Below are 13,298 nucleotides of genomic sequence, written 5' to 3'. Positions count from 1 at the left end.
TTAAACATGACTTCACGCTGGACCACTGCAGTACTGGACACCGATCAACCCGGCGGCTGGGCCGTGGCCCGCAGCCCGGAAGGCTTCCTGTTCGATGACAATGGCGCGCTGTTCCCGCGTGAATGGCTCAAGCGTCAGGACTTGCCGATTCTCGCCGAACACGGCATCGGCCATCTCGACGGTGAGCCGGTCTATCTGCTGGAACTGCGCAGCGCCAGCGACGTTGCGGGTTGCAACTGGAAAGGCCTGCGGGCGTTCATGCTTGAGGGCGATCACACGGTGTACAAGGTGCTCGGCTATGCCGCGCAAATTGGCACCTGGTACCGTGAGCATCGCTTCTGCGGCAATTGTGGGCAGGAGGCGACGCAAGTTCCGCGTGAACGGGCGATGTACTGCGAGCCTTGTGATTTGCGCTATTACCCACGGATTTCGCCGAGCATGATCGTGCTGGTGACCCGTGGCGATGAAGTGCTGCTGGCGCGTTCGCCGCGTTTTGTCAGCGGGGTCTACAGCACGTTGGCCGGGTTTGCCGAGCCGGGTGAGTCGGCTGAGGACTGTCTGATTCGCGAGGTTCGCGAGGAAGTGCAGATCGAGGTCAAGAATATCCAGTACCTGGGCAGCCAGTGCTGGCCGTTCCCGCACTCGATGATGCTCGGCTTCCATGCGGAGTACGCCGGTGGCGAGATTGTCTGTCAGGAAGACGAAATCGAAGACGCCCAGTGGTTCAACGTCCACGCGCTGCCGCCGTTGCCGGCGTCGCGCTCGATTGCCCGGTACCTGATCGACGTCTACGTGGCGCGGCGCTTAGGCCACGCTGAACCAGTGTTGCCAGGCTAACCGCACGGTCAAGCCCAGTACCACGGTGATGAACACCGGACGGATGAACTTCGCGCCGCCGCTGATGGCGGTGCGAGCGCCGAAGAATGCGCCGGCCATCACCGACACGCCCATGCTCAGGCCGATGATCCAGTCCACCTGCCCGGAAAACACGAACACCGACAGCGCCGCAATGTTGCTGACGAAGTTCATGCTGCGCGCCACGCCGCTGGCCTTCACCAGATCGATGGGGTACATCAGCAGGGTGCTGACGGTCCAGAATGCACCCGTGCCGGGACCGGCCACACCGTCGTAGAAACCGAGGCTGAAGCCTTGGGTCGACTGCCACTTTTTCTTGATCGGTGCATCGCTGTCCAGCGGTGCCTTGGGTGTACCGCCGAACAACAGGTACACGCCGCAGGCGAAGACGATCACCGGGAGCATTTTGTTCAGCCACTCGGCCGGCAAGTAATGCGCGACGATGGCGCCGGTCAATGCGCCGATCAGGGTGCCGACGATGGCATGCACCCACTGCCGGGGATGGAACAGCTTGCGTCGGTAGAAGGTAAAACTGGCGGTGGCCGAGCCAAAGGTGGAACTCAACTTGTTGGTGCCCAGCACCAGGTGCGGCGGCAGGCCGGCGGTGAGCAGTGCGGGCGTGGTGAGCAGGCCGCCACCCCCGGCAATCGCGTCGATGAAGCCGGCTATAAAGGCAACGACAGCCAGAATGGCCAGGGTGGTGAGGTCAACGCTGAGTTCGAAAGGCATGGAATCGGCTTATTCGGCGGGGCGCAGGAAAGGGCTGCGGGGAAGGGGCGGTATCTTACCTAGATCCGACTTCTGCGGCGACTGGTCTGGCCCCATCGCGAGCAAGCTTGCTCCCACATGGGATCTGCGCAACACCATCGTCCCCTGTGGGAGCGAGCTTGCTCGCGATGGCTGAGTGTCAGTCGATATATACAGTGACTGATACACCGCAATCGCGAGCAGGCTCACTCCTACAGATTGGATCTGGGTGAATTTACAGGCCGAGGTCGGACAGCCCCGGATGATCATCCGGCCGACGTCCCAGTGGCCAGTGGAACTTGCGCTCGCTTTCCTTGATCGGCAGGTCGTTGATGCAGGCAAACCGGTTAGCCATCAGGCCGTTTTCATCAAACTCCCAATTCTCGTTGCCGTAGGAACGGAACCAATTGCCCGAGTCGTCGTGCCATTCATAGGCATAGCGCACGGCGATGCGGTTGCCGGTGAAGGCCCAGAGCTCCTTGATCAAACGGTAATCCAGCTCCTTGGCCCATTTGCGGGTGAGGAAACCTTTGGCTTCTTCGCGGTTGTAGGCGAACTCGGCGCGGTTGCGCCATTGGGTGTCCAGTGTATAAGCCAGCGATACCCGTTGCGGGTCGCGAGAGTTCCAGCCGTCTTCGGCCAGGCGAACTTTTTCGATGGCCGACTCGCGGGTGAAAGGGGGCAATGGCGGACGAACTTCAGCGTTAGACATGTAAAGTCTCCCAATAAAAATAACGTTCAAACACATTGTCACGCTTATATAAAGTGTTACAGGTCCAATAACTTTCGCGCCATGCATTGCGCATTATCGGCGGCACTGTGATCACCCATGACAAGCGCCACGGTAATGGCACCGTCGATCAGGATCAGCAGCTGTCTGGCCGTGTTCTCCGGATCGCTGGCACCATGTTCGGTGCAAAGCTCGCGCACATAGTCGAGCAGCTTCTGTTTGTGTTCCTTGGCGACCAGGCGGACCGGGTCTTGCGGGTCGCCGGTTTCGCCGCTGGTATTGATGAAGGCGCAACCGCGAAAGCCTTCCGAGGCGAACCAGACCTTGAGCACGGTAAACAGGTTGAGCAGGCGGTCGGCCGGTGTTTCAGCCTGATCGACGGCGGTTTTGTACCAATGCATCCAGCGCACATCGCGGCGTTGCAGGGCTGCGACGGTCAGCTCCTCCTTGTTGGCGAAGTAGCGGTAGATGCTTTTTCTGGAGACACCGGCGGTTTTCACCAGAAGGTCCATGCCGGTGGCGGCGATGCCACTTTTATAGATCAACTTTTCGGTGACATCCAGAATGATGTCGCGCGTAGTATTGGTGGTTAATTCGTTCATGTGGTGAACAGTAGAACGTACGTTCTCCTTGGTCAATATAAATTTATATTGACTGTTATGGGCCCGTCGCGAGCAGGCTCACCCCTACACTTGGAATGCGTTCCCCAGTGGGCGCGAGCTTGCTCGCGATGGGTCCATTACAGACGGTAACAAGACCCAGGCCCATCCATGGTGTAAGCTCTTGAATTCTTCGGATTCGACCCACTGCGAGCCCTATGCCGTCGCTTTTCAAACGCCCTCTGCTGCCCAAACTGCGCAGTTTTCCGCTGACCGCCGATGCCGTCACCATCCTTTCCGGCGCTGCCGAGTTTCGTCGTTGCCTGCTGGAGAAAATTGCCCAGGCCACGCACCGCATCTATATCGTCGCGCTGTACCTGCAACAGGACGAAGCCGGGCAGGAAATCCTCGATGCCTTGCACGCCGCCAAACTGGCGCGTCCGCAGCTGGACGTGGTCGTGGTGGTGGACTGGCTGCGCGCCCAGCGCGGCCTGATCGGTGCCGGCAAGCAACCGGGAAACTCTGCGTGGTATCAGGAAGCGACTCGCACCCACGCCAGTGAAGTGCCGGTGTATGGCGTGCCGGTGCAGACCCGCGAGTTGTTTGGCGTGTTGCATTTGAAAGGCTTTGTCATCGATGACTGCGTGATCTACAGCGGTGCGAGCCTGAACAATGTGTACCTGCACAAGTTCGACAAGTACCGCTTCGACCGCTATCACGTGCTGCAGAACCAGGCGCTGGCCAACTCCATGCAGCACTTGATCCAGCACGGGTTCATCGCGTCCAAAGCCGTGCACCGCCTCGACTTGCCGAACCTGCCGACCACCCGCAGCCTGCGCAACGACATCGGCGACCTGCGCAGCCGCCTCAAGCACGCCGCCTACGACACCACCGCCGGCACCACGCTGAAAGGCGATTTGTGCGTCAGTCCGTTGCTCGGTGTGGGCAAGAACAATCCATTGAACCGGGTGATTTGCGAGCTGATCGCCACCGCCCAGCATCAACTGACCATCTGTACGCCGTACTTCAACTTGCCGCTGGCGGTGACCCGGGAAATCAACCGGGCGCTGGGCCGGGGCGTGAAGGTCGACATCGTGGTCGGCGACAAGACCGCCAACGATTTCTACATCCCGCCCAGCGAGCCGTTCAAGGTGATCGCGGCGCTGCCGTACCTGTATGAGATCAGCCTGCGACGTTTTGCCAAACGCCATCAACACAGCATCGACAGCGGCAAGCTGAACCTGCATTTGTGGCGCGATGGCGACAATACCTATCACCTCAAAGGCATGTGGATCGACCAGCGCTACACCTTGCTGACCGGCAACAACCTCAACCCGCGAGCGTTCCGTCTTGACCTGGAAAACGCGCTGCTGATCGATGACCCGAAAGGCGAGTTGCTGGAGCCGCGCAAGGCTGAGCTGGTGGAGATTTTCCAAAACACCCAGCGCATCGAGCGTTACCAGAACCTCGAAACGCTGTTGGACTACCCGCCGGCCGTGGCCAAGTTCCTCACGCGCGTCAGTCGGGTGCGGATTGAGCGGTTGCTCTATCGGATTCTGTAAGGCTCAGCGCTGCCGGGGGCTTTGGCCACAGGGCCACCAGCAGCAGTAGCGAAGCGGCCACCAGATAGGGCAGGCGCGGGTCCAGGTCGTAGATCAATGTGGCTGCCAATGGCCCGATGACCACGCCAAAGCCTTGCGCAGCGCCGATGGAGCCAGCGGTCGCGCCTTGCTCCGAGGCGTCCACGGCGTTCGCCGCCAACGCGGCGAATGACGGAAAAATCAGCCCCATCCCGCCCGCCGAAACGAAAAAGCACAGCCACAAGCCCCACGCGGTATTCGCGAGGATACTGCTGGCAAATCCCACAGACGCCACCAGTGCACCCGCGCGGATCAACTGCAGCGGCGGCCATTCCAGCCAGCGCACCACCAGTTGCGAACAGATCAACGCGAAACCGACCATGGTCAGGGCAATGCCCGCCGTTTGCGCGGCATCGGCCGGGCTCATGCCGAGTCGGTCGAGGGCGAAGAAGCCGACGGTGATCTGCGCAATCGACACACACAGCATCGCCACAAACGCGACCGCCATGGGCCGGCGCAGGCGCGGATCATTCAGGTGCACCTTGCGCGGTACTTGCCGCAGGTGCAATTCCTGGCCCTTGAGCTTGAAGCGCAATACCAGAAAGGCCAGTAGCGGCAGGACGGCCATGGCGTAGAACGGCAGGCTCAAACTGAAACGCGAGAGCAACGCGGCGATGGCCGGCCCGATCACCAGGCCACAGGCGTTGGCAGCCCCCAACGCCGCCATGGCTTTGGCGCGGTGCTGCGGCTCGATGTTGTCGGCGATCAGCGCGTTGCCTCCCACCGGGATCGCGGCATAGAACACGCCGATCAAGCCGCGGCCGATCATCAAACCGATGAACCCCAGCAGCGCCGATGGCAAGAATCGCAATGACGCGTCGATGAACAGGCACAAGGCCCAATAGGCGAGGGTGAAACCGGCGGTGGCGATCAATAGAATGCGGCGCCGGCCATAGCGATCACTGGCCTGGCCCCACGGGCGGGCCAGCAGCATCCAGATCACCCCGGACACCGTCACCGCCGCACCGGCCTGCCACGTGGCCAGGCCCAGCACCCGGGCAATCGGGCCGATCAGCGAGACAAACGCCATCATCGACATGGAACAGGCCATGTTGGCCACCATTAATGGGCGCAGGTCGAAGGTGGCGGGGGTCATGGGGTGAGCCTTCCGTGAGCTTTTATTGTTTGCGGGGATGGTAGCGCGGGTATCGGGAAAGCGGGGGGAATATCGGTGATAGTGATAATGCCATCGAGGGCAAGCCCGCTCCCACACTGAAATTGTGATCAACACAAAACCCCTGTGGGGGCGAGCTTGCTCGCGATGGGGACAGCCCAGACGCTACAAAACCTCAGTTCAAACCGAGTTTCCCACGCAACGTCGACAAATCTTCCGCCAGCGTATTCACCGGCCCAACCAGCGCCTTGCGGTCGCTCTCTTTCACCTTGTCATACGTTTCGAAACCACCGTCCTTGGTCTTGTACTTGGCCAGGATCTTGTCCACGGTCGCGAAGTTCTTGTCGACCTTGGCGATGAACGCCGCGTCCTGCTTCTGGATCTGCGGTCGGAACAGGTCGACGATTTTCTTTGCGCCGTCGACGTTGCCCTGGAAGTCATACAGGTCGGTGTGGCTGTAACGGTCTTCTTCGCCGGAGATCTTGGTCGCCGCCACTTCTTCCAGCAACGCCGCCGCGCCGCCGACGACTTTCTCAGGCGGGAAGGTCAGGCCAGCGACGCGGGTTTGCAGATCCTTGACGTCTTTGTTCAAACCGTCGGCCAGGTCGCCCAGGCCTTGGGTGCTTTTTTCCGAGAACAGCGAGTATTCGAGGCGGTGGAAGCCGGTGAAGTCGGAGGCGTCCACGCCTTTTTCGTGGTCGTCGACGCGGGAGTCGATGGACGCGTCCAGGTCACTGAACAGCTCGGCAATCGGCTCGATCGACTCGTAGTAGACGCGGGTCGGGGCATAGAGCCTTTGCGCGGTGGCCAAGTCACCTTTTTTCACCGCGTCGGTGAATGGCTGGGTATGGCTGGCCAATTCGTCCAGTTGTTCGGTGACGTAGATCTTGTAGTCCGAGACTGGCCCCACCAGGTCCAGCGGCGCGGTCGCCGCGAACGCTGAAAACGGAGTGTTGAGCAAGCCAAGGGTCAGCAGCAAAGCGAGTGGCGACTTTTTCATGGGGCGGTTCCGTGTTGGGCGTTGTTAGGCGGTTGTTGTTGAATGGGTGGCGTCCAGCAGCGAGCGACCGATGAAATCCTGATCGCCCGTGACACCCGGCAAAGTAAAGAAGTAGCCGCCGCCGACAGGCTTGAGGTATTCCTCCAGCGGTTCGCCGTTCAGACGGGTTTGCACGGTGATGAAGCCTTTTTCCAGATCGGCCTGGTAACAGATGAACAGCAAGCCCATGTCGAGCTGACCGTTTTTGTTCACGCCATTGGAGTAGTTGAACGGACGGCGCAGGATCAGGTTGGCCTGGGTCGCGGCGGTGCGCGGGTTGGCCAGGCGGATGTGCGCGTCGAGTTTGGTCAGTTTGCCTTCCGGGTCTTTGGCGTAGTCCGGCACCTCGGTTTCATGGGCGCCGCCCATGGGGGCTCCGGTGCTTTTGACCCGTCCGAGAATGCTTTCCTGTTCCTGCAACGGCGTGCGGTCCCAGCGCTCGACAAAGTTGCGGATAATCCGCACCGCTTGATAGCTGCCATTTACCGCCCAGGCCGGTTCATCGCTGTCGGGCTGGACCCAGACAATGCTGTCCATGGCGTTGGCGTTGTTGGAGTCAGGGTTGGCCGAGCCGTCGCGGAAACCGAGGAAGTTGCGCGCACTCTGTGCCGGAACACCCGGTTTCGCCGGGGCCTGCGGCGGCACGCTGCCTTCCTGTTTCCAGCGCACCAGCAGCAAATCCGGGAGGTTTTTCACGATGTCGCGCAGGGCGTGGATGTTGGTGTCCGTGGTGTTGGAACAGAACTGCACGCTCAAGTCGCCGTGGCAGCAGTCAGCTTCCAGCGCATCGTTGGGGAAACCGACCATGCGTATCAACCGCTTGGGTTTGACGTTGGCCAGACCGAAGCGCTCATCGAATAGCGACTCGCCCACCGAGACGGTGATGGTCAGATTGTCCGGCGTCACCACTGGGCCGAGAATCCCGGAGTCCACTGGCGGCAATTTAGGATCGACCTGGGTCACCGGGCCGCCCTTCATCAAAAACGCGATGCGCTCGTTGAGGGTACGGAACAGCCGCTCGAGGTCTTCGCGGTTGCTGGCCAACACATCAAACGACACCAGCATGCCCGACGCCGGGCGCGGGGTGACGATGCCGGTCTGGTGTTTGCCATGGAACGCGTGGCGGTCTTCGGTCTGGTCGCTGCTCGGCGCTTCGGTAACTTGCGCGGGGCTGGCGGCCATCGCCGGGCAGCTCAGGGCGCTGCCGGCCAATGCGACACCGGCGGCGCCCATGCCCATCAAGACCCGGCGACGCTGGAGGTTGAATTGCTCTGAATCGTTCATCTGAATGTCGTCTTCTGCTTACAGGCCGGACAGGCCAAGGGCGGGATCGATGGTGTCGAGGGCGTCGGCCAGTGCCTGGGCCTTGTCGGCGATCTGTTTGCGTTGTTCGGCGCTGACACTGTCGTAGCTGGCGTAGCCGTCCTTGACCTTGAGGCCATTGAGTTCGCTGTCGAAGTCGGCGAGGGCGCTGTCGATCTTCGACAGAACGTCAGCGGCGATCTTGCTCAGCATCGGTCGCAACAGCTCGACAACTTTGTGCGCGACGTCGAGGTTGGCGGCGAATCCGTTGAGGTCGGTGTGGCTGTAGCGTTCTTCTTCGCCGCTGCTGGCGCGTACGTCGGCGAGGGTGTTGAGGTTGCGCACCACAATGCTCACCAGTTGTTCCGGCGGCAGCGGCTCGGCGAGCAATTGTTGTTTGAGCGTGGTGACATCACTGGTCAGGCGTTGCGCCACTGGCGTCAGACCGTCGAGGTTGCGTTGCTGGAACAGCGCGTATTCCAGGCGATGGAAGCCGACGAAGGCCGGGTCCTGTTCGCGTTTTTCGAAATAGTCGGCGCGGGCATTGATCGCGTTGTCCAGTTCGGCCAAGCGCTGTGCGGCCGGGGCGATGCGTTGATACGCAGCACGGGCCGGCACATACAAGGCTTGCGCCTGGCTAAGGTCGCCGGCCTCGATCGCTTGCTCAAGCGCGGTGACGGCTTTGATCAGCGCCGTGCTCTGGCTGCTCAGGTACACGCGAAATTCCGACAGCGGCCCGATGAACGCGGCCATCGACGGTTTGGCCTTGGCGGCGGCGTCGGACGCGGCCGTCGAGGTCACGTGCAAGGTGCCGTGCGGGTTGCTGAGCAAGCCACAGGTGATCGTGTAGTCGCCGGGCGCTAGGTTGGCGTTGATCACCTGGCTCAGGCCCGGCGCGATGTTCTCGCGCTCTTCGAGCACTAGCACGCCGTCGAGGATTTCCCATTCCACGGCGCGGTCCGAGCGGTTGACGATGCGGAAACTGGCGCGACCGGCCGGGACCGTCAACGCATTCGGCTCGCAGCTGTGCGGGTGAATGTTCACCACGATTTCGTCATGGTTGGCCTGGCGTTTGGCCGCGGCCATGTTCGAGGCGTAGTAGAACAGGCCGCCGGCGGCGATCATCACGATCACCGAACCGGCCACCGCCCAGCGCAAAGCCCTGGAAGGTGCGGCCACATTTGGAGTAGGCGTTGACATGAAAGCCCTTACTGACTGGAAACGGAAGAAGACTGTTTTGCGGGTGCCGGGGCCGGGAGAAAAAACATCCCCAGCGCCACCACCAGGTAAATCAGATAAGCGCCGAGGGTGCTGACGGTTGGCGCGTCCTGATAGCCGAACATGCCTGCCAGCACCGAGCCCAGCGGGCCGTCCATCGGCAGCGTGGCGCTGAAATCGAACAGCACGGTTTGCAGGTGATTCCACAGCCCGGCTTCATGCAGCGCCTGCACCGAGTTGGCGAGAATGCCGGCGGCGACCACGAGGATGAACAACCCGGTCCAGCGGAAAAACGCACTGAGGTTCAGGCGCATGCTGCCGGTATAGATGAGGAAACCGATGACGATGGCCAGGGCCAGGCCGAGCAGGGCGCCGATGGGCGCGGCGGGGCCTTCGCTTTGCTGAAACACGGCGAGCAGGAAGAACACTGTCTCCAGGCCTTCCCGGGCCACGGCGAAAAACACCATGGCGATCAGCGCGAACACCTGGTTTCTGGAACCGGTCAGCGCGTGATCAAGGGATACATGCAAGGAATGCTTGATCGAACGCGCCACTTTACGCATCCAGAACACCATGGAACTGAGAATGCCGACGGCCACCAGACCGACCACGCCTTCAAACAGCTCTTGTTGTTTCTGCGGGAACTCGGCGCTGACCAGCTCCAGGCCACCGCCCACCAGCAGGGCCAGGGCGGCGGCGAGGAACACGCCGATCCACACGGCGGGCATCCACTGGCCACGGCCGGTTTGCTTGAGGTAGCTGGCGATGATGCCAACGATCAACGCGGCTTCAATGCCTTCGCGCAGCATGATCAGGAAAGGAACGAGCATTCAGCACCGGTGGAATTAGATAGGGTGCTAATTTGTAACATAATGACACTCATTCCCATATGGGGTTGATTGCCATTTACCTGAACCTAACCTGAACGACCTTGAGCATCACACATTCCCCTGTAGGAGTGAGCCTGCTCGCGATGGCGGACTGACTGTCAGCAACTGAGGTGACTGACACACCGCTATCGCGAGCAGGCTCACTCCTACAGGGATCTGCACTGGGCAAACGGCTGCGGTAAGATGCCCACACTCAAAAAACAACAGGGCTCACCGCGCTCAATGTCGGAAAAAGACACCATCTCCATTCAACTGGTGCGCGAAGCGCTGCTGCAAAGTTGCGCCCCCGGTCAGGCGACCGACGAGGTGTTGAACAAGGTCGGCATCGATCCGGCCTGGCTGCAGACCACCGATGCCCGTGTTCCGGCCACCGCCTATGCGCGGCTCTGGCGCTTGCTGGCCCGGCGTGGCGATGACGAATTTTTTGGCATGGACCCGCGCAAGCTCAAGTCCGGCAGCCTCGAATTTCTTTGTCGTTGCTCCATGGTTCAGCCCAGCCTCGCTGCTGGTTTGACCACGGGGTTGAGCTTTCTGTCGTTGATGCTCGAACACGTGCCCGCGCAATTGGTTCGCCAGCAAAGCCTGGCCGAAATCGTGCTGCTGGAAGACGACCAGGACCCGCGTCGCGCCTTCACCTACTTTACCTACTGGATGATCGTCCACGGCGTGGCCTGCTGGTTGGCCGGGCGGCGCATCCCGATTCTGGCCATCGAATTGCGCTGCGCCGCGCCGGATTTTTGCGACGACTATCAGGTGATGTTCTCCGAGAACCTGCGCTTCGACCGCCCGCGCACCCGGATGATTTTCTCGGCCGACTGCCTGGATTTACCCATCAAGCGCAGCCCGGAAGAACTCAAGCGTTTCCTGGCCCATGCGCCGGCCAATATCCTGGTCAAGTACCGTGATCCGGAAAGCCTTGCGAGCCGAATCAAGCACAACTTGCGACAGCTCCCCGCTGAACAGTGGCCCGAGACCGAACCCTTGGCGCAGCAACTGTGCATATCGGCCTCGACCTTGCGCCGGCGTCTGGCGGAAGAAGGGCAGACCTATCAAGGGCTCAAAGACAGCGTGCGCAAGGAACTGGCGATCGTCTGGCTGGCCGAGCCGAGCATCAGCTTCGCCGAGATCGCGACGCGGTTGGGGTTTGCCGATGCCAGTTCGTTCTACAAGGCGTTCCGCAAGTGGTCGGGGTCTAATCCGGGGCATTACCGCAGCCTGATTCTGAACGAAGCGCACTGATCCAAACCCTGTATAGATACGACCGACGCCATCGCAGGCAAGCCACGCTCCCACATTTGGAATGCAGTCCCTTGTGGGAGCGTGACTTGCCCGCGATGGCGTCCGCTCAGGCGCCCCACCTCCTGAACCTTGGCCAAAGCAGTCACGCAACTTGATAACTTTGACCATTGCCCCGTTCTGCCCACAGAGCGAGTATTTCCCTGGTTTTTACGGTTCCCCCAACCTAATAAAAATACAAAGGGATTCTGGCAATGCGCGATTACTTGTCTGCCACATCACAGTTCAATTATCAGCACACCGTCGACGCCGCACTCAGCGGTTCCCTGCAAGCGCTCAACGCCTGTGTCGAGTGTTGCGACCGGCATGCCTTGCCGGGGCGCATTGCGCTGTTCTGGGAAGGGCGCGATGGCGCCAGCGCCACGTACACCTTCTGCGACTTGCAGGATAAAGCCGCGCGTTTTGCCAATTTCCTGCTGGCCCAAGGGGTGAAGAAGGGCGACAAGGTCGCCGGCCTCCTGCCACGCAACATCGAATTATTGATCATCGTGTTCGCCACCTGGCGCATTGGGGCGGTGTATCAGCCGCTGTTTACCGCGTTCGGCCCCAAAGCCATCGAACACCGTCTCGGCTGCTCCGGGGCCAAAGTCGTGGTGACCGACGCGGTCAATCGCCCGAAACTCGCTGAAGTCGCCGACTGCCCGACCGTCGTCACCGTCGGTGGCGCCAAAGGCCAGGGCATCGTCCGTGGCGATTACAGCTTCTGGGCCGAACTGGCGAATTATTCCGCCGACTGCGAACCGGTGCTGCTGACCGGCGAAGACCCGTTCCTGTTGATGTTCACTTCGGGCACCACCGGCCCTTCGAAAGCCTTGTCGGTGCCGCTCAAAGCCATCGTCGCGTTCCAGAGCTACACCCGCGACGCCGTGGATTTGCGTCCCGAAGACGCGTTCTGGAACGTGGCCGATCCGGGCTGGGCCTACGGCATCTATTTCGGCGTCACCGGGCCGATGTCGATGGGGCATCCGATCACCTTTTACGATGGCCCATTCACCCTCGAAAGCACCTGCCGGGTGATCAACAAGTACGGGATTACCAACCTCACCGGATCGCCGACGGCTTACCGCCTGCTGATCGCGGGCGGCGACGAGTTCGCCAAGTCGATCAAGGGCAAGCTGCGCATCGTCAGCAGCGCCGGCGAACCGCTGAACCCGGAAGTGATCCGCTGGTTCGCCGACAACCTCGGCGTGGTCATCCACGACCATTACGGCCAGACCGAATTGGGCATGGTCCTGTGCAATCACCATGCACTGGAACACCCGGTTCACGTTGGCGCCGCCGGTTTTGCCTCGCCTGGCCACCGCATCGTGGTGCTGGACGAAGAATACAAGGAGCTCGGCGTCGGTCAGCCCGGCATTCTGGCCATCGATCGCACCCAGTCGCCGATGTGTTGGTTCAACGGCTATGAAGGCGCGCCGACCAAAGCGTTCGTCGGCGACTATTATTTAAGTGGCGACACCGTGGAGTGGAACCCGGACGGCAGCATCAGCTTCGTCGGTCGCAGCGATGACGTGATCACCACCTCCGGCTACCGCGTCGGCCCGTTCGACGTGGAAAGTGCGTTGATCGAGCACCCGGCCGTGGTCGAGGCGGCGGTGGTCGGCAAACCCGATCCGGAGCGCACCGAACTGGTCAAGGCCTTCGTCGTGATCTGCGAGCAATACCGCGCCACACCGGAGTTGGCCGAAGAACTGCGCCAACACGTGCGCAAGCGTCTGGCGGCGCATTCCTATCCCCGTGAAATCGAATTTGTCAGCGAGTTGCCGAAAACCCCTAGCGGCAAATTGCAGCGCTTTATCTTGCGCAACCAGGAAATCGCCAAGGCTCAAGAGGCCGCCGCGAAGAACGTTTCAGCTTGAATCCAAGGA

12 protein-coding genes are annotated in these 13,298 nt (G+C 61.0%); 4 read left to right on the top strand and 8 right to left on the bottom strand.

The window, feature by feature from the left end:
• Positions 1-6: 6 nt before the first annotated feature.
• Positions 7-837 (top strand): NAD(+) diphosphatase, encoded by an 831-nt coding sequence (gene nudC / locus SB725_RS09735; protein ID WP_059182900.1) that lies wholly within the window; start codon positions 7-9, stop codon positions 835-837.
• On the opposite strand, the gene SB725_RS09730 is transcribed toward nudC, so the two are convergent.
• The 3 genes from SB725_RS09730 to SB725_RS09720 all read right to left on the bottom strand — a co-directional run bounded on the left by SB725_RS09730 (position 805) and on the right by SB725_RS09720 (position 2,934).
• Positions 805-1,584, bottom strand: coding sequence for a TSUP family transporter (locus SB725_RS09730; protein ID WP_027923032.1), 780 nt, complete (start codon positions 1,582-1,584; stop codon positions 805-807). The genes nudC and SB725_RS09730 overlap by 33 nt on opposite strands.
• A 253-nt stretch (positions 1,585-1,837) precedes the next feature.
• On the bottom strand, positions 1,838-2,314 hold the full coding sequence (locus SB725_RS09725) for a DUF1348 family protein (protein ID WP_027923033.1): 477 nt from the start codon (positions 2,312-2,314) through the stop codon (positions 1,838-1,840).
• A gap of 56 nt (positions 2,315-2,370) precedes the next feature.
• The gene (locus tag SB725_RS09720; RefSeq protein ID WP_410921695.1) at positions 2,371-2,934 is read right to left on the bottom strand and encodes a TetR/AcrR family transcriptional regulator; all 564 of its coding nucleotides are present in this window, start codon (positions 2,932-2,934) and stop codon (positions 2,371-2,373) included.
• A 215-nt stretch (positions 2,935-3,149) separates the two neighbouring features.
• On the opposite strand from SB725_RS09720, the gene pssA reads away from it, so the two are divergent.
• A complete protein-coding gene (gene pssA, locus SB725_RS09715; protein WP_027923035.1) occupies positions 3,150-4,493 on the top strand; it encodes a CDP-diacylglycerol--serine O-phosphatidyltransferase in 1,344 nt (447 codons plus the stop codon).
• Here pssA and SB725_RS09710 read toward each other — a convergent pair.
• The 5 genes from SB725_RS09710 to efeU form a co-directional block, all read right to left on the bottom strand.
• A complete protein-coding gene (locus SB725_RS09710; RefSeq protein ID WP_410921694.1) occupies positions 4,450-5,667 on the bottom strand; it encodes an MFS transporter in 1,218 nt (405 codons plus the stop codon). The two genes, pssA and SB725_RS09710, sit on opposite strands and share 44 nt — an antisense overlap.
• Before the next feature lie 193 nt (positions 5,668-5,860).
• Positions 5,861-6,685, bottom strand: a complete 825-nt coding sequence (gene efeO / locus SB725_RS09705; protein ID WP_059182903.1) for an iron uptake system protein EfeO — start codon at positions 6,683-6,685, stop codon at positions 5,861-5,863.
• A 24-nt stretch (positions 6,686-6,709) separates the two neighbouring features.
• On the bottom strand, positions 6,710-8,008 hold the full coding sequence (efeB, locus tag SB725_RS09700) for an iron uptake transporter deferrochelatase/peroxidase subunit (RefSeq protein ID WP_027923037.1): 1,299 nt from the start codon (positions 8,006-8,008) through the stop codon (positions 6,710-6,712).
• Positions 8,009-8,026: 18 nt separating this feature from the next.
• The gene (gene efeO / locus SB725_RS09695) at positions 8,027-9,226 is read right to left on the bottom strand and encodes an iron uptake system protein EfeO (protein WP_410921693.1); all 1,200 of its coding nucleotides are present in this window, start codon (positions 9,224-9,226) and stop codon (positions 8,027-8,029) included.
• A gap of 8 nt (positions 9,227-9,234) precedes the next feature.
• A complete protein-coding gene (efeU, locus tag SB725_RS09690) occupies positions 9,235-10,074 on the bottom strand; it encodes an iron uptake transporter permease EfeU (RefSeq protein WP_410921692.1) in 840 nt (279 codons plus the stop codon).
• A gap of 282 nt (positions 10,075-10,356) precedes the next feature.
• Between efeU and SB725_RS09685 the strand changes: the two genes are divergently transcribed.
• Positions 10,357-11,373, top strand: a complete 1,017-nt coding sequence (locus SB725_RS09685) for an AraC family transcriptional regulator (RefSeq protein WP_059183091.1) — start codon at positions 10,357-10,359, stop codon at positions 11,371-11,373.
• Between the two features lie 251 nt (positions 11,374-11,624).
• A complete protein-coding gene (locus SB725_RS09680) occupies positions 11,625-13,289 on the top strand; it encodes an AMP-binding protein (RefSeq protein WP_410921691.1) in 1,665 nt (554 codons plus the stop codon).
• The last annotated feature ends 9 nt before the right edge of the window (positions 13,290-13,298 follow it).

Origin of the sequence: Pseudomonas sp. SIMBA_041, assembly GCF_046535095.1 — a bacterium.
Lineage (GTDB): Bacteria > Pseudomonadota > Gammaproteobacteria > Pseudomonadales > Pseudomonadaceae > Aquipseudomonas > Aquipseudomonas mucoides.
The sequence above is the reverse complement of the archived record's forward strand: the minus strand, read 5'-3'. Positions and strand labels throughout refer to the sequence as shown.